Annotated in this window: 21 protein-coding genes; 20 read left to right on the top strand and 1 reads right to left on the bottom strand. The window is 41.8% G+C overall.

Features of this window, described 5'->3' with window-relative positions:
- The first annotated feature begins 161 nt into the window (after window positions 1-161).
- Complete coding sequence (locus ACFW35_RS16040) at window positions 162-1,316, top strand: ABC transporter ATP-binding protein (RefSeq protein ID WP_379847158.1); 1,155 nt, start codon at window positions 162-164, stop codon at window positions 1,314-1,316.
- Window positions 1,309-2,859 carry a glycine betaine ABC transporter substrate-binding protein gene (locus ACFW35_RS16035; protein ID WP_379847156.1) on the top strand — a complete coding sequence of 517 codons (1,551 nt, stop codon included), beginning with the start codon at window positions 1,309-1,311 and terminating at the stop codon, window positions 2,857-2,859. Before ACFW35_RS16040 ends, ACFW35_RS16035 begins: the two co-directional genes overlap by 8 nt.
- A 165-nt stretch (window positions 2,860-3,024) precedes the next feature.
- Here the strand turns inward: ACFW35_RS16035 and ACFW35_RS16030 are convergent, their stop codons facing one another.
- Complete coding sequence (locus tag ACFW35_RS16030; RefSeq protein WP_379847155.1) at window positions 3,025-3,747, bottom strand: amino acid ABC transporter ATP-binding protein; 723 nt, start codon at window positions 3,745-3,747, stop codon at window positions 3,025-3,027.
- A gap of 207 nt (window positions 3,748-3,954) precedes the next feature.
- Here ACFW35_RS16030 and ACFW35_RS16025 point away from each other — a divergent pair, with 207 nt between their 5' ends.
- The 18 genes from ACFW35_RS16025 (at window position 3,955) to ACFW35_RS15940 (ending at window position 19,799) form a co-directional block, all read left to right on the top strand.
- The gene (locus ACFW35_RS16025; RefSeq protein WP_379847153.1) at window positions 3,955-4,941 is read left to right on the top strand and encodes a LacI family DNA-binding transcriptional regulator; all 987 of its coding nucleotides are present in this window, start codon (window positions 3,955-3,957) and stop codon (window positions 4,939-4,941) included.
- A 58-nt stretch (window positions 4,942-4,999) separates the two neighbouring features.
- Window positions 5,000-6,304: an ABC transporter substrate-binding protein gene (locus ACFW35_RS16020; RefSeq protein WP_379847152.1), complete on the top strand. Its 1,305-nt coding sequence runs from the start codon at window positions 5,000-5,002 to the stop codon at window positions 6,302-6,304.
- A 161-nt stretch (window positions 6,305-6,465) separates the two neighbouring features.
- Window positions 6,466-7,794 (top strand): ABC transporter permease subunit, encoded by a 1,329-nt coding sequence (locus ACFW35_RS16015; RefSeq protein WP_379847535.1) that lies wholly within the window; start codon window positions 6,466-6,468, stop codon window positions 7,792-7,794.
- Between the two features lie 30 nt (window positions 7,795-7,824).
- Complete coding sequence (locus ACFW35_RS16010; RefSeq protein WP_066240055.1) at window positions 7,825-8,652, top strand: carbohydrate ABC transporter permease; 828 nt, start codon at window positions 7,825-7,827, stop codon at window positions 8,650-8,652.
- Window positions 8,653-8,766: 114 nt separating this feature from the next.
- Window positions 8,767-9,096 carry a YmaF family protein gene (locus ACFW35_RS16005; RefSeq protein WP_379847150.1) on the top strand — a complete coding sequence of 110 codons (330 nt, stop codon included), beginning with the start codon at window positions 8,767-8,769 and terminating at the stop codon, window positions 9,094-9,096.
- Window positions 9,097-9,277: 181 nt separating this feature from the next.
- Window positions 9,278-9,940, top strand: a complete 663-nt coding sequence (locus ACFW35_RS16000) for a type 1 glutamine amidotransferase domain-containing protein (RefSeq protein ID WP_379847149.1) — start codon at window positions 9,278-9,280, stop codon at window positions 9,938-9,940.
- A gap of 128 nt (window positions 9,941-10,068) precedes the next feature.
- A complete protein-coding gene (locus ACFW35_RS15995; protein WP_379847147.1) occupies window positions 10,069-10,359 on the top strand; it encodes a putative quinol monooxygenase in 291 nt (96 codons plus the stop codon).
- Window positions 10,360-10,428: 69 nt separating this feature from the next.
- Window positions 10,429-11,304 (top strand): LysR family transcriptional regulator, encoded by an 876-nt coding sequence (locus tag ACFW35_RS15990; RefSeq protein ID WP_379847146.1) that lies wholly within the window; start codon window positions 10,429-10,431, stop codon window positions 11,302-11,304.
- A gap of 53 nt (window positions 11,305-11,357) precedes the next feature.
- Window positions 11,358-12,092, top strand: a complete 735-nt coding sequence (locus ACFW35_RS15985; RefSeq protein ID WP_379847144.1) for an MBL fold metallo-hydrolase — start codon at window positions 11,358-11,360, stop codon at window positions 12,090-12,092.
- A 28-nt stretch (window positions 12,093-12,120) separates the two neighbouring features.
- A complete protein-coding gene (locus ACFW35_RS15980) occupies window positions 12,121-13,110 on the top strand; it encodes a lipoate--protein ligase (protein ID WP_379847143.1) in 990 nt (329 codons plus the stop codon).
- Between the two features lie 725 nt (window positions 13,111-13,835).
- Window positions 13,836-15,164: a phenylacetate--CoA ligase family protein gene (locus tag ACFW35_RS15975; RefSeq protein ID WP_379847141.1), complete on the top strand. Its 1,329-nt coding sequence runs from the start codon at window positions 13,836-13,838 to the stop codon at window positions 15,162-15,164.
- Between the two features lie 70 nt (window positions 15,165-15,234).
- Window positions 15,235-16,200: a 1,2-phenylacetyl-CoA epoxidase subunit PaaA gene (gene paaA, locus ACFW35_RS15970; protein WP_379847140.1), complete on the top strand. Its 966-nt coding sequence runs from the start codon at window positions 15,235-15,237 to the stop codon at window positions 16,198-16,200.
- Between the two features lie 24 nt (window positions 16,201-16,224).
- Window positions 16,225-16,569: a 1,2-phenylacetyl-CoA epoxidase subunit PaaB gene (paaB, locus tag ACFW35_RS15965; RefSeq protein WP_379847138.1), complete on the top strand. Its 345-nt coding sequence runs from the start codon at window positions 16,225-16,227 to the stop codon at window positions 16,567-16,569.
- Window positions 16,569-17,375: a 1,2-phenylacetyl-CoA epoxidase subunit PaaC gene (gene paaC, locus ACFW35_RS15960; RefSeq protein ID WP_379847137.1), complete on the top strand. Its 807-nt coding sequence runs from the start codon at window positions 16,569-16,571 to the stop codon at window positions 17,373-17,375. Before paaB ends, paaC begins: the two co-directional genes overlap by 1 nt.
- A 26-nt stretch (window positions 17,376-17,401) precedes the next feature.
- On the top strand, window positions 17,402-17,902 hold the full coding sequence (gene paaD, locus ACFW35_RS15955) for a 1,2-phenylacetyl-CoA epoxidase subunit PaaD (protein ID WP_379847135.1): 501 nt from the start codon (window positions 17,402-17,404) through the stop codon (window positions 17,900-17,902).
- Between the two features lie 41 nt (window positions 17,903-17,943).
- Entirely contained in the window at window positions 17,944-18,249 is a 306-nt protein-coding gene (locus ACFW35_RS15950; protein ID WP_077363372.1) for an EthD family reductase, read from the top strand.
- Window positions 18,242-19,018: an enoyl-CoA hydratase/isomerase family protein gene (locus ACFW35_RS15945; protein ID WP_379847133.1), complete on the top strand. Its 777-nt coding sequence runs from the start codon at window positions 18,242-18,244 to the stop codon at window positions 19,016-19,018. The genes ACFW35_RS15950 and ACFW35_RS15945 overlap by 8 nt, the downstream gene beginning before the upstream one ends.
- Before the next feature lie 10 nt (window positions 19,019-19,028).
- Window positions 19,029-19,799, top strand: a complete 771-nt coding sequence (locus ACFW35_RS15940; protein ID WP_379847132.1) for an enoyl-CoA hydratase-related protein — start codon at window positions 19,029-19,031, stop codon at window positions 19,797-19,799.
- The last annotated feature ends 22 nt before the right edge of the window (window positions 19,800-19,821 follow it).

Genomic DNA, 19,821 nt, shown 5'->3' with positions numbered 1-19,821 from the left:
CGAAATATATTTGTAGTTGGTATGTCCAATATCAAATAATGAAAGCCTTTAAACTGATACATTCATAAAAAGAGGTTTTCAAGCAAGCAAGCAAGGGAAAGATAATAATTGGACATTCTAATGGATGCAGCTTACATATGACATAAAGGAGAGAACCGCATTTGATTACTTTCAAAAACGTAGGGAAAAAGTTCCCTGACGGTTTTGAGGCCTTGAAAAACATCGACTTTCAAATTAAACAAGGGGAGTTAGTCGCGTTAATCGGCCCAAGTGGTTGTGGTAAAACAACAACCATGAGAATGATAAACCGTTTGATTGAGCCATCAAAAGGAACGATATTAATTGATGGAGAAGATATAGCAAAACAAAACCCCGTTGAGCTGAGAAGGAATATCGGATACGTAATCCAGCAGATTGGACTTCTGCCTCACATGACGATTGAAGACAACATTTCGCTTGTCCCGCGTTTAAAAGGATGGGAAAAAGAAAAGTATGATGGCAGAGTAGATGAATTGCTTGATTTAGTCGGCTTAGATCCTAAGACATTCAGAAAACGTTATCCTTCTGAGCTAAGCGGCGGTCAACAGCAGCGTATTGGCGTTATTCGAGCTTTAGCTGCTGAACCCCCAATCATCTTAATGGATGAACCATTTTCAGCGCTCGATCCGATCAGCCGTGAACAGCTGCAAGACGAGCTTGTTAAGCTGCAGGATACGATTAAGAAAACAATCGTATTCGTAACACATGATATGGATGAGGCGATTAAGATTGCAGACAGAATTGCGATTTTAAATAAAGGTGAGATCATCCAATTTGATACACCTGAAAGAATATTACGCCATCCTGCCAACGATTTTGTAAAAGGGTTCATTGGCGAAAATCGTTTGTCTAGAGAGGATGCCTCAATGCCTGAAGCGGTAGATTTAATGAGGCCGAATCCGGTTACTGCAAGAGTAACAAGAGGCCTTGCTGAAGCCTTAAAGATGATGAAGCGATATGGTGTAGACAGTCTTTTAATCACAGATCAGCAAAATAAACTGCTCGGGATTACGACGCTAGAAAAAATTGAGCATCATTATCCTGAGGAAGATAAAACAGTCGGCGACCTTATGGAAAAAGAGATCATCTCTGTTGATGTCTCTGCCACATATACTGAGGTAGCTGAAATTTTTGCTACAAACGGAGTCCATATGATCCCTGTACTCGAAAACGATAAGCTAGTTGGATTGATTACGAGAGCTTCGATGATGCGTGGACTTGCTGGGCTAAATATATCCGCACAAAAACCTGTCGAGGGGGGTGCGGGCATTGAATAATTTCTTTTTAACGATGAAGGATACGTTTGTAAACAGATGGCCTGAAATACTAACAGGACTTCAGCAGCACTTATTTCTGTCGCTCGTATCCATCCTAATCGCTGCAGTAATCGCAGTTCCGCTTGGGATCTTTATATCAAGGCGTAAGCGTGTAGCTGAACCCGTTATCGGCGTTACAGCAATCTTTCAAACGATACCGAGTTTAGCGCTGTTTGGATTTTTACTTCCTGTATTCGGTATCGGCAGCACAACGGCAATAATTGCTCTAACCGTATACGCGCTATTGCCGATTTTAAGAAACACGTATACAGGAATTACAGGTGTTGATCGATCAGCGGTGGAAGCGGGTAAAGGGATGGGGATGACGAATTCACAGATTCTACGTATGATTGAACTTCCACTCGCATTGCCGATCATCATGGCAGGTCTTAGAACAGCAACGGTCTTGACGATTGGTGTTGCAACACTTGCTGCGTTTATCGGGGCAGGTGGACTTGGAGATCTTATCTATCGTGGACTTTCTACAACACGAAATGAGCTTGTATTAGCAGGAGCTATTCCAGCAGCATTACTTGCTATTGTTTTTGACTTTATTCTTAGACGCATTGAATTAGCAACGGAGCCAAAAGCTTCAAAAAAGCGCGGTTCATGGAAACTGCCTGTACTTATCGGTGTACCGATTGCGGCACTTGTTCTTTTCTTCGCACTGCGCGGTGGTGATGAGGATGCCATCGTGATTACAGGTAAGAAGTGGACAGAGCAATATATCCTTCCTTATGTGATCTCTGAATATGTGAAAGATAAGACAGACTATCCTGTGGTTGTTAAAGAAGCAATCGGTGAAACGCCAATATTAACAGAAGCGATTAAGAAAGGTGACATCGATTTATTTGTGGAATACACGGGAACAGGATATTTAACGATTTTAAAAGAGAAGTATGATCCTAGCATGACGCCTGACGAGATATACAACGCTGTAAAAGAAGGATATGCAAAGGAATACAACTTGAAATGGACAAAGCCGCTTGGTTTTGAAAATACGTATGCAGTAGCACTGAATCCTGAGACAGCGAAACAAGTAAATGTCAAAACGATTTCTGAATTAGCACCCAAATCGAATCAGCTCTCATTTGGCGGTCCAACGGATTTTTTCGAACGTGAAGATGGCTATTCGCCATTTGTGGAAACATACAATTTGAACTTCCAATCGAAAAAGAGCTTAGATCCGAATTTAATGTACACTGCTGTAAAAGAAGGAAAAGTGGATGTCATTCCAGCATATACAACAGATGGGAGAATCCCTCGCTTTAACTTAAAGACGTTAGAAGACGATAAAAAATTCTTCCCGCCTTATTATGCGGTTCCTGTTGTAAGAGAGGAAACACTGAAGAAATATCCGAAGCTTGAAGGCGTACTTAATGAGCTTGAAGGTAAAATTTCAGAAAAAGATATGGCAGAAATGAACGCGAAAGTAGATTTGGATAAAGAAGATCCGCGTAAAGTTGCTCAAGAATTCTTAAAAAGCAAAGGATTAATCAAATAAGGTAAAAAACTGGACTCTTTAGAGGGTCCAGTTTTTTTGTTGTATTTGTCATTAAGTCTAAGATCAAAAATAATGGCCATTTTACAATTCTGCTGCATGAACCTTCTCATCAGAATAAACCGTAAAAAAGCCAGCTCACGTAAAAGCAAGTGAGCCGGCTTCTAATTACAATACTTTACTCAAAAACGCCTTCGTACGCTCATGCTGGGCATTGCCGAACAACTCCGACGGAACGTTTTCTTCGACGATATAACCGCCATCCATAAAAATTACTCGGTCGCCAACTTCACGGGCAAAGCCCATCTCATGTGTTACAACGACCATTGTCATTCCTTCTCGAGCCAGTTCTTTCATAACTTCTAGCACTTCACCGACCATTTCAGGGTCCAAAGCAGATGTTGGTTCATCAAACAGCATGATTTTTGGATCCATCGCAAGTGCACGAGCAATGGCAACACGCTGTTTTTGACCTCCGCTAAGCTGTGAAGGATATGCATTTGCTTTATCTTGCAAACCTACTTTAGCGAGCAGCTTTAGTGCTTTGTCACGTGCTTGATCTTTATTTGCATTTTTTACCTTTAGTGGTGCAAGCGTTACATTTTCTAGAACCGTTTTATGTGGAAAGAGGTTAAATTGCTGAAACACCATTCCCACATCTTCACGGATTTTATTAATGTTTGTTTTCGGATCCGTAATATCTGTTCCGTTTACCAAAACTTGTCCGCCAGTAATGTCTTCGAGTTTATTGATACAGCGGAGAAAAGTACTTTTACCTGAGCCAGAAGGGCCGATCACGCATACAACTTCTTGTGGTTTAATTTCTGCATTGATGTCTTTCAGTACCTCGAGATCACCGAAGGACTTTTTTAAATTTTTTACTTTAATCATGGTCCGGCTCCTTTCAAAGATCAAACAAATTGTGTATGTATTTTATCATAAGTTCGTTTGAATCGGTGTATCTCCTGCTTTATTTGATATCTTTAAATGCAAAACTTTCTGAAAAAAATGATTGACTGTGTATATTCAGTGAACTATACTCGGATTATGAAAACGATTTCATGATTTCGATTCCACAATTTTTAAGAGGAGAATCTGATGGCAACCATTCAAGATGTGGCGAAAAAGGCAGGATTATCCCGCACGACCGTTTCAAGGGTGATCAATGAACATCCTTATGTAACGGAGGAGAAAAAACGGCTTGTAACACAAGCAATGCAAGAACTGAATTACGTGCCCAATTCATCAGCAAGAAGGTTGAGGCGGCAACAGACAGAAACGATCGCTGTCTATGTTCCGCGAATCACTAACCCGTTTTTCAGTCACCTTGTTGAAGTAATGGAGAAGGAAGCGGCCAAAAAAGGCTATCAGCTTATTTTGTGCCAAACCCGTTACCGAAAAGAGCAGGAACGAAACTTCCTAGAGCTTTTAAAAACGAAGCAAGTAGATGGTCTGATCTTAACTTCTATTGAGAATGATTGGAGTGAGTTCGAACCCTATTTATCGTTCGGTCCGATTGTCGTATGCAATGAGTATTCGGATACGGCTCAAGTACCTTCAGTGTACTTAAATCAGATTGAAGGAAGCTACTTAGGAACGAAGCACCTGATCGATCAAGGGTACACAAAGATTGGTTATTGTACGGGTAACCACAAAAGCTCCAGGATTTCGAAAGACCGAAAGATTGGTTTTCTGAGAGCTCTTGATGATGCTGGCATCGCAATGAGGGAAGAGTGGTTCTTCTACAATGCTTATAGTGTGCAGAACGGTTTTGACGCATTTAAAGAATTGAGTAAGCTTGAGGATCCTCCGCATGCTGTTTTTACGGGCAGTGATGAAGTTGCAGCGGGCATAGCAAAAGCCGCATTTGATGCAGGATGGAAAGTACCTGAAGATCTAGCAATAATCGGTTTTGATAATCAGCCTCTAGCCGAACTGATGAATTTGACGACGGTTGAACAGCCGATTGATACCATCGCCCGTCAGGCAATGAATCTAATGGTTGAAGCGATTCAGTCGAAAAAGCAATTGAGACGCAAAGAAGTCATTCTGCCTTTTCAGCTAATCAAACGGTCCTCAACTTAAAAAATTTTTTTCGAAGGAATGTAATCGTTTACAAAACAGGAGATTTGGGGGAAAAACAATGAAAAAGCTTAAGAAAATCTCAAAAGTGATTTCTACTTCACTAGCGCTGTCACTTGTACTTGCAGCTTGTTCAGATAAAGAAGAAGGCAGCAGCAGCAAGAACACAGGCGGCGATAAAGATGAAAAAGTAACAATCGTTTACGCACGTGGTAAAGATGATACACAAGGGACTACAGCAATGGTGAAAGCTTTTGAAAAGAAATACCCTAACATTGACGTGAAATTTAAAGAGATGCCTGCAGATACTGGGAAACAGCATGATGCATACGTAACGGCATTCAACGCAAACTCTGATGAGATCGACGTTATTGACCTTGACGTTATCTGGCCGGCTGAATTTGCACAAGCAGGATTCTTAATGCCGCTAGACCGCTTTATGGAAAAAGACGGAATCAATCCAGAAGATTATAACCAAGGAGCAATCAGTGCTTCTAAATTTAAAGGCAAACAATGGGCGCTGCCTAAGTTTATCGATGCGGGTATGCTTTTCTACCGTACAGACTTAGTAGATGAAGGTTCTGTTCCAAAAACGTGGGATGAGCTTTTAGCAAAAGCGAAAGAAACAAAAGGTCAAGGCGGAACTCAATTCGGTTACTTGATGCAAGCGAAGCAATACGAAGGACTTGTATGTAACGCTGTTGAATTTATCGCATCATACGGCGGACAGATCATCGACGAAAACGGTGAGGTCAAAGTAGATTCTCCAGAAGCGATCAAAGGGATCGCAAAACTTGTTGAAGTTGTAAACTCTGATGTTGTACCGCAAAACATTACTACGTTTGCTGAGCCTGAGTCTCACACGGCATTCATTAATGGACAAGCTGGACTTATCCGTAACTGGCCGTACCAATTCGCACTAGCTAACGATGAAAAGCAATCTAAAATCGTAGGTAAAGTAGGAGTAGCTCCACTTCCAGCTGGTGATAAAGGTTCTGCTGCAGCACTTGGGGGCTGGATGGCTGGTATCAACAAAAACACGAAACACCCTGAAGAAGCTTGGAAGTTCTTAAGCTTCATGGCTGGTAAAGAAGGACAAAAGATCGACGCGATCAAAGGCGGACATGCTCCGACAATTCTTTCTCTTTATGAAGACCAAGAAATTTTAGATGCAAACCCTTACTACAAAGATGAAGGATTTGTAAAAGCTCTTGAAGCAGCAGTATCTCGTCCGGTAGCACCGAACTACCCTGAGATCTCTGACATCATTCAAGTTCAAATCTCTCAAGCGGTAGCAAAAAAGATCACACCAGAACAAGCAGCTAAAAACATGCAAAAAGAGATTTCAGAAAAGCTAGTGAAGTAAGGAAAAATAAATGATGAGGGGTATGCCTTTCTATAGGAAAGGCTCCCCTTAAATTTATAACTGGTATCGATTCCACAAGAGTGAAATGGATGGACGTTACAGCGCCCGTCCGTCGATTGCATTCGAATAGTAAGGAGCTGACCCTTTTGAAACCAGATCTAATGCCTAACAACCAAAAGCCTATCGCAGCAAAGACAAACTCTCAGAAGAAGAAAAAACGCTCTGACCGTTCCGTCGGCTATATGCTAATTGCACCATCCCTGATTTTAATCTTAATTATTGCGATATGGCCTGTATTTCAATCGTTTTATTACAGCATGTTTGATTTAAGACTGAATAATCCAGCAAAATCAGAAGCGCATGTTTCGTATAAAGTAAATTTGCAAACGTATTTGGATAACTATCCATTTTTAATCAGTACGTTAGAAGATGAGGTGGATACCGCCTCTGGAAATACAAAGACAGAACTTGAAACCATAAAAGCAAACTTAGAAAAAGTAGACGCAGAATTACAAAAAGACAACGAGATTAAGAGTAAATATGACCAAGTAGACGAGAAACTTACAGTTATGGAGCCGATCAGCGAAGAGCTTGCGGTTTCTGATCTTGATAAAGAAATTGCTTTAGACCTTGAGAAGGCTGTGAATGATTCAACAGACTCGATCAGAGGCTTAAAGGATGAGCTGAAAAATTCTGAAGACCTTATCGGATTATCTTCTTCATTAGAAGACGCTGTCATTACGCCTAACTTTATCGGTTTGAAGCATTATAAAGAAAATTTAACAGATAGCCGTATGTGGAAGGCGATTCAGAATACAACAGTCTTTACGTTAATCTCAGTTTTCGCAGAGCTCGTTATCGGTTTGGCGATCGCACTGCTTATCAACAAAGCCTTTTTCGGCAGAGGGCTTGTTCGTGCGACGATTCTTATTCCTTGGGCGATCCCGACTGCGGTATCCGCTTTCATGTGGAAGTATTTATATGACGGACAGAACGGAATCGTGGCAAAAACTTTTGCCGAAATCGGACTGTTTGACCAAATGACAGATATGCTCACAACAAGCACTGGCGCTATGTTTGCCGTTATCTTTGCAGACGTATGGAAAACGACGCCTTATATGGCACTCTTATTATTAGCAGGATTGCAGACGATTCCGAGTTCCCTGTATGAAGCCGCAGCGATTGATGGCGCGAGCAAATGGAAGCAGTTTTTAAAAATTACGCTGCCTTTATTAAAATCAAGCATTCTAGTTGCATTGTTATTCCGTACACTGGATGCATTCCGTGTATTTGACTTAATCTATGTTTTAACAGGTGGAGGGCCAGCTAACTCAACGGAAACGATCTCCATACTTGCTTATAAAGTAATGTTCGCACAAACCAATTTTGGTGAAGGTTCGGCGCTCTCGGTTATCGTGTTTGTCTGTGTTGCGATCATCTCTATGATCTACATTAAGTTCTTAGGCCGTGACCTTTTAAATGATAAATAAAAACGGAACAGATAAAGGAGTGAATAGGAAATGAACAAAAAAGCAGGCCCAATGTTTTATGTATTCTTAGCATTGTTTGTCTTCCTTGTCATGTTTCCGTTTTTATGGGTACTGGCAAGCTCTATTAAACCGGTTGCTGAACTTTTCGGTGATCGTGCGTTTATCCCATTTACGGATAATATGACGCTTGAAAACTATGAATCCGTATTTGTAAACTATCCATTTTTAAAGTATTTATGGAACAGCTTAGTCGTTTCAACGATTACAACGGTCTACGCTGTACTTGTAGCGAGCTTTGCGGCTTATGCAATCGCACGACTTAACTTTAAAGGTAAAACAGTCATTCTTGGATTGGTGCTGTCTGTATCGATGTTTCCACAGATCGCAACCATTTCACCGATTTATATCGTATTGAAAAACCTTGGTTTAACGAACAGCTACCTCGGTTTGATCATTCCGTATACGACGTTCACATTGCCATTATCCATCTGGCTTCTTGTTACGTTTTTCCGCAAGATTCCGTTTGATCTGGAGGAAGCAGCAAAAATCGATGGAGCGTCACTGATGCAAACATACTGGCGTGTTATTTTGCCGCTTGCGCTTCCAGGGATTTTTACAACAGCGATTCTTGTATTTATCTCAGCATGGAACGAGTTCCTGTTTGCGTTAACGATTAACACAGATGATGAGTTTAAGACGGTTCCAGTTGGTATCGCGATGTTTGAAGGACAGTTTACGATTCCTTGGGGAGAGGTTACAGCAGCGACTGTTATCGTAACTGTTCCTCTTGTTATCATGGTTCTTCTGTTCCAGCGCAGAATTGTGTCAGGATTAACTTCAGGTGCTGTAAAAGAATAGAAGTTTTGATGAATACCCTGCAGCAATATAAGCTGCAGGATTTTTTGTTATGGTATATTTTAAAATCACCAACATACAAATAGGATGATAATCGTTAAGATAGGGGGGTATTTAGTGCACGGTCACGATCTAAAACATATAAAATGGGAGGGCAGAAATGTTCATGTTCATCAATATTCTACCCAGACTTCAGTAAATGATGGACATTCACATACTGTCCAAGGGGTTACAAGTCCTGCAAAAAACTCGATGGGTCATGTTCATAACTATGAAGGAACTACTACTTTTAATGACGGTCATGTTCACCGCTTCTCTGGAACTACCGGACCTCCTATTTATTTAGCGGATGGAACACATTATCATATGATAGCTGGATCAACTACTTTTAATGATGGACACACGCATCAATACACTGGGTGGACGGATAAGAATGTTATTGGATGATATATAATGAAAACAAATATCGATATCTAATCCTTTGCTTTTAGCAGGGGATTTTTTATATATAACATATAAATTTATTTATAGGTAAAGTATAATTTTCTAATTTGTATTATGGTATTACAGGGTCTACAATAGGTTTTGTTAGCGAAATAACTTACTTTTAATTAGGAGGAATTATACAATGTCAAAACATATATTAATGGTCGTTACAACGGCTGATAACATGAATAATGAACACTCAACAGGGCTTTGGCTTTCTGAGTTTGGTGAAGCTTATGTGGAGTTTGCAAATGCAGGACACACGATTACGGTAGCAAGTCCTAAAGGTGGAAAAGCTCCAGTAGATGACCGCAGCCTTGAAGGTGAAGTGCCTCCAGAGATTTTAGATACAGCAATATATCTTGAAAACACTGTAAAACTAGAGGAGATTAAAGACGTTAATGAATTTGACGCAATCTTCTTGCCAGGCGGTCACGGAACCATGTTTGACCTTCCAGAGAACACAAAACTTCAAGAAGTGATTCGTGATCTGTATGAGCAAAACAAAGTAGTAGCAGCTGTTTGCCATGGCCCAGCCGGATTAGTGGGTGTTAAACTTTCTGATGCCACGCCATTAGTAGCAGGAAAGACAGTTACTGCGTTCACAGATGCAGAAGAAGTTGCAACAACACTTGATCAATACATGCCGTTCTTATTAGAAACACGCTTGCGCGAACTAGGTGCTGAGTTTGTAGCTGCTGAAAACTGGGTAAACCATGTGCAAGTGGATGATCACTTAATTACTGGTCAAAATCCGCAATCTACAATAGCTGTTGCAAAAGAAGTTGTTAAACAGCTAGCATAATTTTTGGAAACCTGCAGACCTTTATAACAGAAGAGGTTTGCAGGCTTTATTTGGCTCACCGCCTTCCCCGCGGAAAGCGAGCAACCTGAAACGGAAATCAACCACTACAAAATAGGAAGGTGATTGTTTTGTCTATTACAATTAACGCGATACTAAAAGCAAAACCAGGTAAAGAAAGTTCATTGCGCGAAGAATTAGTAAAAGTGGTACAAGCATCACGTAAAGAAGAAGGATGTATCAACTATACGCTGCATGAGTCAACCGAAGACTCTGATACTTTTGTGTTTTATGAAACGTGGCGGGATGAAGATGCGCTCAAATCACATATAGAATCTGAGCATTATATCAACTATCGGAAAAACATTGAAACACTCATTCAGCAACGGGAAGTTTATCGTTTAAACGTTATCGATTTATAGAGACCACTATGCACCGTTCAGCATTTAGAGCGGTGCTGTTTTCATGATTGGTGGAAGGGGGTTCAAATTATGATAGATTTTGAATGGTACCGGAGTTTTATCAGCATTTATAAACACCGCTCAGTTTCTGCGGCAGCGAAAGCAAGGATTTTAACACAGCCTGCGATGAGCCAGCATCTTGCGGCATTAGAAGCAGAAATTGGTGAACCATTGTTTATTCGAGCTCCGCGTAAAATGGTACCTACTGACAAAGGAAAAGAATTATATACAAAAATTGTTCCGCTCATCGAGAACTTAGAGAATACAACACTTGAAATGCTTCATAGTTCCTCCAGTAAAGGACTGGCCCCAGTGATCCGTATTGGATCGCCAGCTGAGTATTTTACAAAGCGTGCTCTTTCAAGTATTCAAGATTTAGAAATTCGTTTTTTAGCCCAGTTCGATGTGGCAGGTATATTACTAGAAAAACTTGAAAAAGATGAAGTGGATCTGATTTTGACTACTCAAAAATCACAGCATCAAGGGATTGAGTATAGAAAGCTTGAAGATGAAGTGTTTGTTTGCACGGCTCCTCCTGAGTATGAAACAGATGCGAAAAATGCTGAGGAGATTGAACAATGGCTGTTAAGTCAAAAGTGGCTAAGCTATGGGTTGGAACTTCCGATCATTAGAAGGTATTGGCGAGAACATTTTAATAAGCGGCCGGATTTTCAGCCGTGGCATGTTATTCCTGATTTGAGATCTATTTTAGAAGGTGTGGAAAATGGGCTGGGAATGAGCATCTTGCCCACCTACTTATTAGAAAAATCGGTTCAAGTGGATAGGGTCAAAGTAATGTTCCCAGAGCTTACGGCAGAGAACACGATCTATGCGGCATATAAAGTAGATCATAAAAATAATCCCATCTTGGAAAAAGTATTAGACGCATTTAAGCTGAATAACTAGTGTAAAGTGAAGTCCTTTGTGTAAACTAGTTAGTAAAAATGGAGGACGAAATCATGAAACTGACGGTTTTAGGTTATTGGGGAGGTTACCCATCAGCAGGTGAAGCAACATCCGGATATCTCTTGCAAAGTGATGGATTCAATCTGCTTATTGATTGTGGAAGCGGGGTGCTCTCCCAGCTGCAAAACTACATCAAGCCAGAAGAACTAGATGCTGTTGTATTGTCTCACTATCATGCAGATCACGTGGCAGATATTGGTGTGCTTCAATATAGCCGCCTCATCCAGTCCTTTCTACAGGAAGGTATAAAAACACTTCCAATCTATGGGCACAAAAAGGATGAAGGTGGGTTTCAGTCGCTCACACATGGGACGTATACACAGGGAATACCGTATGAACCAGAAGGAGAAATGAAGGTTGGGCCGTTTACGATTACGTTCCAGCTTACTAAACATGCAGCGGTGTGCTACGCGATGCGCATAACCGATGGAAAGCAAACAATTCTCTACACAGCAGATACGGCCTTGATTCCTGAACTTGTGCCGTTTAGTAAAGATGCAGACCTGCTTATTGCCGAATGCAACTTCTATAAAGGCATGGATGGAAGTGGGCCAGGCCACATGACATCAGAAGATTGCGGGAAGCTTGCTCAGCAGTCTGAAGCTCATCAGCTGCTCCTCACACATCTTCCTCATTTTGGTCAGTTATCACAGCTTGTCACAGAGGCAAAAGAGGTGTATAACAATAAAGTGGAGCTTGCCTCTTCCGGCTGGACGTGGGAAGCTTAAAGATAGGGACTGAAAGAGGAGAAAAACTATGCTTTTTATTGATAATGAAAATATTACAGACCCAAGAGTGAATCTGGCAATCGAAGAGTTCGCTTTGAAACATTTAGACATCAATGAAACGTATTTGCTTTTTTATATAAATGAACCATCCATCATCATCGGCAAAAACCAGAATACGGTTGAAGAGATTAACGCAGAGTACGTGCGTGATCAGGGGATTCATGTAGTACGCCGTTTATCTGGAGGCGGAGCTGTGTATCATGACCTTGGGAACTTGAACTTCAGCTTTATCACAAAGGATGAGGGGGACTCTTTTCATGATTTTAAGAAGTTCACTGATCCAGTAGTAAAAGCCTTGAAAAAATTAGGTGTGAACGCTGAGTTAAGCGGACGCAATGATATCCTGGCTGAAGGCAAGAAGATATCGGGCAATGCACAGTTTTCAACAAAAGGGCGTATGTTCAGCCACGGAACTTTATTGTTTGATTCTGAGATTGAAAATGTAGTATCAGCTTTAAACGTCCGCATGGACAAGATTGAGTCTAAAGGAATCAAGTCCATCCGCAGCCGTGTTACGAATATTCGTGAGCACTTGGATGAAGACATGACAATGGAAGAATTTAAAGAAATACTTCTTACTTACTTATTCGAAGAGTTCGATTCGATTCCAAAATACGAATTAACGGAAAGTGACTGGACTGAGATCCGTAAAATCTCCAGAGAGCGCTACGCGAACTGGGATTGGAACTACGGTAAGTCTCCGAAGTTTAACGTTGAATTATCTAATCGTTTTGCAGCAGGCTCTATTGATATCCGCCTTCATATCGTAAAAGGAATTATCCAGGAAAGTAAGATTTTTGGGGACTTCTTCGGTGTAGGTGATGTCTCAGATATCGAGAATAAGCTGAACGGTGTACGATATGATCGCGAAGAAATCGAAAAAGTGCTGGAAGATATCGATTTGAAGCACTATTTTGGTAATGTTTCTCGTCAGGAATTTCTGGATCTTCTATATTAATAGATATATTGTGAAAACCGCCTCTTTGAGGGCGGTTTTTTTGTATATGAAATAGGGTTATAGCTGTAGAAAGATCGATAGGGTTAAGACTTTTTTTTAAATGACGATTTTGATACTCAAAATCGCTTCGTTTTTGGTGCTACGGGTGAAAGTGAGGTGTGATGGGGTGTAAGTGCAAGTTCAACGGGCGAAACGTAGCCGTATAGGGGTGGAAAGTAAGTGTTTTGGGGTGAAACGGAGCTTCTATCGGGCGAACGTGTAATAATTAAAGGCTCTTATCTAAAGAAGGTTGCTTTTGAACATATTGTTATCTCTCTTCATTGATAAGTTGAGTGGAGCGGAAGGTGCGAGACTCCTGCGGGACTAGCGTGCCAGCTACCTGAGTATTCTTCTCGCAAGGCATGCGACGAGAAAACTCGCTCCGGCAGGAAAATACTTGTAGACGCAGGAGCAGTATTTTATATCTTTCCCAGGGGCTCACCGCACGCCCCGCGGAAAGCGAGCATCCTGGAGCGGAAATCAATTTCTCCTTGATGAAACACATAGTTTTGTCGCATTAAAACCAGACACTCAAACACTCAAAACCATTTGACAGAAAATTAATATAAATGATAAGCTTAAGTCAAATTACATTACACTAATATTCAATAACGCTATAAAAACGTCATATTTTTTTATCCTCAAATGTAATCGCTTACATAATCCTAAAAGGAGATGAACAATAAATGATTCTTCATCCTAAAGTGGAGTGCATGAATGGTGATGAGAAAGAAGAGCTTCAGCTTCATCGTTTAAAGCAGACAGTACATGCAGTTTATGAAAATGTGCCTTTTTACAAAAATGCATTTGATGAAAAAGAAATTGACCCATCTTCAATCAACTCACTGGAAGATCTGAAGAAGCTGCCGTTTACCGTGAAAAAGGATTTGCGAGATCACTATCCATTCGGACTTTTTGCGGTTCCGCAAGACCATCTAGTACGGCTTCACGCATCCTCAGGTACAAGCGGGAAACCTACCGTTGTAGGTTATACAGAAGGTGACATTGAAAGATGGAGTGACATGGTAGCGCGGTCTATAGCAATTGCGGGTGGTGAGCCGGGGAACGTCCTGCACAACGCTTATGGATATGGACTTTTTACTGGCGGACTAGGTCTTCATAACGGATCAGAACGGCTGGGAATGGTTACGGTTCCTGTATCTGGAGGTAACACAGAGAGGCAGATTTTGCTTATTGAAGATTTTAAACCGCAAGTGATTTGCGGAACACCATCTTACATTTTAACTATTGCTGAAAAGATGGAAGAGCTCGGGAAAGATCCAAGAGCCACTTCACTTCAATACGGTATCTTTGGTGCGGAGCCTTGGTCTGAAGAGATGCGGGGAACACTCGAAGAAAAGCTCAGAATCAAAGCTATGGATATTTACGGGCTAAGCGAAGTGATGGGTCCTGGAGTAGCGATGGAGTGTCACGAAGCACAGAACGGGTTGCATATTATGGATGACCACTTTATAGCTGAAATTATAAATCCTGATACGCTGGAACCTATGCCGGACGGCGAATATGGAGAACTTGTTTTTACGAGCTTAACGAAGGAAGCTTTCCCGATCATCCGCTATCGGACCGGAGATATCGCTAAACTTGACCGTACACCTTGCAGCTGTGGCAGGACTTCGGTCCGGATGAGCAGAGTGAAGGGGCGGATTGACGATATGATCATTGTCAGAGGAGTTAACGTTTTCCCTTCAGAAATTGAAAATTGCCTGCTTGCCATTGAGGATATCGTCCCTCATTACCAAGTGCACATAGAGACAGAAGGATTCAGAGAGCACATTGAACTTCATGTCGAGATGAGTGAAAAACTTTATGCAATCACGAATGGTGATGAAGCACATTCAGCGACCGAGCTGCTTAAACAAACCATCTTTAAAAAAATTAAAGACACTTGCCTTGTAACGATGAAGATAAAAGTGTTTCCGCCAAAAGCCATTCCGCGTTCTGAAGGGAAGGCAATCAGAGTTGTGAGGCATGCTCAGAAAAAAATGGGTGTTTAACCATTGTTTAAAAGTATGACGTTATTTTATAATTACGGTAATAAAACGTAATACAACAGGAGGGAATAACATGACAGTTGGTGTGAGCTTTAATCAACTTAGTGAAGAAGAAAAGATGCAGCATTTTTTAGATCGTATCAATGCTGATGAAAAAATTGAACCCGATGACTGGATGCCCGATGATTATCGTCTGCAGCTGATCCGTTTGATTTCCATGCATGGCATTTCGGAAATTATGGGAGCGCTTCCAGAGAAAGAATGGGTACCTAAAGCACCTTCCTTGCACCGCAAGCTTGCAATCATGGCTAAAGTACAGGACGAAATGGGGCATGGCCAATTGCTGCTTCGTGTAGCAGAAGACTTGATGGCGCCGCTTGGAAAGACGCGCCATGATATCATGGAAGACCTTTTTTCAGGGAAACTGAAGTTCCATAACGTTTTTCATATGGATGCTCCTACTTGGGGAGACGCTGGAATCATTGCATGGCTCGTTGATGGGGCTGCAATCATCTCTCAAAGTATGATGCTTGATTCTTCTTATGGCCCGTACGCTCGAGCGTTAAAGCGAATTTGTGCAGAAGAAGTATTTCACGCACAGCATGGAGAGAGCATTATTTTAGCGATGGCAGAAGGTTCGCCTGAACAGCGCCAGATGCTGCAGGACGCTCTTAACCGCTGGTGGGAGTCACTTATCATGTTCTTCGGGCCGAAATCAGCTAAAGAAACGGGTAACTCGAATGCGGATAAGAACATCATGTACAAAATCCGTACAAAAACGAATGAAGATTTAAGACAGGAATTTTTCACAAAATACATTCCCCGTATCTGGTCGCTCGGACTAACGATTCCTGATGATACGATCCGTTTTGATGAAGAAACTCAAATGTGGATCTATAAGGATGCTGACTGGAGCAAGTTTAAGCAGATCGTTTCCGGGAACGGGCCACAATCTCAAAATCGCTTAGACCTTCGCCGCCGCTCATACAAAAATAACGAGTGGGTACGTGAGGCATTGGCTGCAAAAAAAGCGATCTAACAGCGGAAGGGAGAGACAACCAACGTGAACGAACCGAAAAATGAGTTTTACAACGTATATGAAGTATTTAGCAAAAAGACAGATAGATCACCGTTTCAGCACAGCTTCAGCCTGCTCGCTCCTAACGCTGATATGGCACTCATCATGGCAAAAGAGAACTTTTTCAGAAGAGAGACGGTTGCTGACATCTGGGTTGTAAAAAGAGAGAACATCCGCGGTCTGAATCAGGATGAGAGAGAGATGCTCAAAAGGCTTGATAAGGAATATAGAGAAACAAAAGGATACGGTTATTTAAAGAAAAAATGGCGTGACTACAACCAGGAGCAGTTTACAGAACAGCACATCCTTGGCGGAAGGGGAGACAATTAATGACACAGGAAACATTAAAGCCACAAGAAAAAGCCGCATTGATCGAGCTCCTCTATCAGATGGGAGACGATGATTTTCTTCTTTCGTTCCGTGGATCTGAATGGCTTGGGCTGGCACCGCATATTGAAGAGGACGTTGCGTTCTCATCCATCTCTCAGGACATGATGGGGCATGCAAATCTTTACTACCGTCTTTTAGAAGACCTTGGAGAAGGGGAAGCAGACAGAATTGCTCACCTTCGTACACCTGATCAATTTCGCAATGCCATCATTTTAGAAGAAGTGAATGGACCGGGAACGTATTTAAAAGAACCTGAGTATGACTGGGCATTTGCTGTAGTCCGCAATTACTTTTATGCGGTGCATAAGCAGATTCGTTTAGATTCGCTTCGCCATTCTTCCTATGAGCCGCTGGCAGAGGCGGCAAGAAAAATTATGACGGAACAATATTATCACCTCATGCACTGGGAAGTTTGGTTTAAGCAGCTGATGACGAGCACGGACGAAGCAATCAAGCGCATGAACGAAGCGATCGAGAAGGTGTGGAAAGACTTTGGAGGGGTTCTGACACTTGGTCCTTCATACGCAGATATCGTCAAGGCGAACTTTATTGATGATGAAGCAGTCATGAAAAAGCGCTGGACAAACAAGATGGAAGCAGTGTTTAAAGAAGTGGGAGCAGTATATCCTGGCGAGCCTCGAATGGAAAGAGGCAACGGGAGAAACGGTGTTCACACAGATGATTTAAAACAAGCATTATCTACACTTTCAGAAGTGTATGCTACAAATCCTGCAACTGGCTGGTAAGACGATATTGAAAGGAGATGAACCACGTGTCCGAATTAAAAAACAGCATGACCGATATCGTTATGGACGCGCTTGGGGATGTTAAAGATCCTGAAATCGCCTCCGTCAGCATATTAGACCTTGGTATGATACACGAAGTAGAAGTGACAGATGGAAATGTGAAAGTTTCCGTACTGCCTACCTTTTCCGGGTGTCCTGCCTTGCACATCATCGAAAGAGATATCAAAAAAGCTTTAGAATCAGTAGAAGGAATTGAATCGGCAGAAGTGAATTTTGTATTTACACCCTCATGGACAACAGACCGAATCACACCAGAGGGACGTGAGAGATTAAAAGAATTCGGAATCTCTCCGCCGCCGGCAAACCATGTAATGGGTGAGCCATGGGAGATCGACTGTCCATATTGCGGGTCAACATATGTGACGATGGAAAATATTTTTGGTCCGACAGCATGCCGAAGCATCTTGTATTGCAAGTCTTGCAAAAACCCGTTTGAAGCAATGAAACCAGTTGCTGATATGGGATAGTCACAAAAAAATATGAGGTTAAAAATAGGGAGGAAACACACATGGTAAAATTAATCGCACTTTACAAAACACCGGAAAACATCGAACAATTCGACGAGCACTATTTTGGACATCATACAGAGATTACAAAAAAGATTCCTGGACTTCGCAAAATGGAAGTAACGAAGATTGTTGGTTCTCCAATGGGGAAAAGCGAGTACCATATTCTTTGTGAAATGTATTACGATGATCATGACGCACTAAAAGCAGCGATGAAGTCTGACGAAGGTAAAGCTTCTGGTAAAGACTTGATGAGCTTTGCAGCAGAACTTGTAACGCTCATGATCGGTGAGGAAATCAATGAGTAATTACGAAACAATTCTAACCTCAGTTGAAGATGGGATTGCCTTAATTCAATTAAACAGGCCGCGCGTTTTAAACGCGATCAACCGGCCGATGGTTACGGAGCTTTTAGATGCTTTTGAAGGATTTGACCGTAATGATGAGGTGAAAGCAATTGTTTTAACAGGTAACCAGCGTGCATTTGCTGCTGGTGCAGACATTGATGAAATGAAAGATGACGACAGCGTTTCTCTTGAACTATTAAATCAGTTCAAAGAATGGGACCGTCTTGCAACGATAAAGAAGCCGATTATCGGTGCTGTTAACGGCTATTGTTTCGGCGGGGGCTTCGAGCTTGCTCTATGTGCAGATATTCTTTTTGCAGCTGAAAACGCGCAGTTTGGATTCCCGGAGATCAAGCTTGGCGTAATGCCGGGTGCTGGAGGAACAGTTAAGCTTACTAAGCTGATGGGGCAGAAAAAAGCATTGGAATGGCTATGGCTTGGTGATCCGATGACAGCGGGCGAAGCTTTGCAATATGGTGTCATCAACCGTGTTATCGCACCAGAACTTGTTCTAGATGAAGCGAAAAAGTATGCGAGACTTGTAGCATCGAGAGCGCCATTATCGGTTCGTTTGATAAAAGAGACCGTCTATAAATCTATCGACTATTCGACATACGAAGGCATGCAGTTTGAACGAAAAAACTTTTACCTATTATTCTCATCACAGGATCAAAAAGAAGGCATGAAAGCTTTTGTTGAAAAACGTCCTGCAGAGTTTAAAGGGAAGTAGGGGGAAAACCATGTTTGAAACGATTAGCTACGAAACTAGAGGAAAGACGGCTTGGATTACACTGAACCGTCCGGATAAACTTAATGCTTTTACATCACTTATGCATAAGGAAATGGTCGCAGCGATCAAAGAGGCTAACAAAGACGGCGGTGTAAGAGCAGTTGTAATAACAGGTGCAGGCCGTGCTTTCTGTTCAGGTCAGGATCTTTCTGGTTCAACAGATACGGATTATGGTGAAGTGTTGCGTAAAGGATACAATCCTATGGTGCAGGCACTTGTATCGATGGAAAAGCCTGTGATCGCAGCGGTTAACGGTGTGGCGGCAGGTGCAGGTATGAGCCTGGCGTTGGCTTGTGACTTCCGCATCGCGAGCGAGAAAGCGAGTTTTATAGAAGCTTTCATTCACGTTGGCCTAGTTCCAGACTCAGGAAACCTTTATTTCTTGCCAAGACTTGTTGGACACGCTAAGGCGATGGAGTTGGCAGTGCTGGGGGAAAAAATCACAGCACAACAAGCAAAAGAATTTGGTCTTGTGACGAAAACGGTAAGCGAAGAGGAGTTTATGCTTGAAGTGGAAACGTTCGCGGAAAAATTAGCGAACATGCCGACAAAAGCAATCGGACTCATCAAACGCTATATGAATAAAAGCTGGGAAAGCGACCTTAATGAAGTTCTTGAGTATGAAGCCCAGGCACAGAAGATTGCTGGAGAGTCTGAAGATCATCAAGAAGGTCTTGCAGCATTTTTAGATAAGAGAAAACCGGCATTCACAGGAAAATAGACATCTTAGAAAAGGGAGTGGA

The organism is Fictibacillus sp. NPDC058756 (genome assembly GCF_042746035.1).
GTDB lineage: Bacteria > Bacillota > Bacilli > Bacillales > Fictibacillaceae > Fictibacillus.
Note: the sequence above shows the minus strand (reverse complement) of the source record. Positions and strands in the feature narration are given on the sequence as shown.

Coding starts and splice junctions, on each gene's coding strand:
- ACFW35_RS16030 (WP_379847155.1), bottom strand. CDS start 3,747: ATGATTAAAGTAAAAAATTTAAAAAAGTCCTTCGGTGATCTCGAGGTA.
- ACFW35_RS16025 (WP_379847153.1), top strand. CDS start 3,955: ATGGCAACCATTCAAGATGTGGCGAAAAAGGCAGGATTATCCCGCACG.
- ACFW35_RS16020 (WP_379847152.1), top strand. CDS start 5,000: ATGAAAAAGCTTAAGAAAATCTCAAAAGTGATTTCTACTTCACTAGCG.
- ACFW35_RS16015 (WP_379847535.1), top strand. CDS start 6,466: ATGCCTAACAACCAAAAGCCTATCGCAGCAAAGACAAACTCTCAGAAG.
- ACFW35_RS16010 (WP_066240055.1), top strand. CDS start 7,825: ATGAACAAAAAAGCAGGCCCAATGTTTTATGTATTCTTAGCATTGTTT.
- ACFW35_RS16000 (WP_379847149.1), top strand. CDS start 9,278: ATGTCAAAACATATATTAATGGTCGTTACAACGGCTGATAACATGAAT.
- ACFW35_RS15990 (WP_379847146.1), top strand. CDS start 10,429: ATGATAGATTTTGAATGGTACCGGAGTTTTATCAGCATTTATAAACAC.
- ACFW35_RS15985 (WP_379847144.1), top strand. CDS start 11,358: ATGAAACTGACGGTTTTAGGTTATTGGGGAGGTTACCCATCAGCAGGT.
- ACFW35_RS15980 (WP_379847143.1), top strand. CDS start 12,121: ATGCTTTTTATTGATAATGAAAATATTACAGACCCAAGAGTGAATCTG.
- ACFW35_RS15975 (WP_379847141.1), top strand. CDS start 13,836: ATGATTCTTCATCCTAAAGTGGAGTGCATGAATGGTGATGAGAAAGAA.
- paaA (WP_379847140.1), top strand. CDS start 15,235: ATGACAGTTGGTGTGAGCTTTAATCAACTTAGTGAAGAAGAAAAGATG.
- paaC (WP_379847137.1), top strand. CDS start 16,569: ATGACACAGGAAACATTAAAGCCACAAGAAAAAGCCGCATTGATCGAG.
- ACFW35_RS15950 (WP_077363372.1), top strand. CDS start 17,944: ATGGTAAAATTAATCGCACTTTACAAAACACCGGAAAACATCGAACAA.
- ACFW35_RS15945 (WP_379847133.1), top strand. CDS start 18,242: ATGAGTAATTACGAAACAATTCTAACCTCAGTTGAAGATGGGATTGCC.
- ACFW35_RS15940 (WP_379847132.1), top strand. CDS start 19,029: ATGTTTGAAACGATTAGCTACGAAACTAGAGGAAAGACGGCTTGGATT.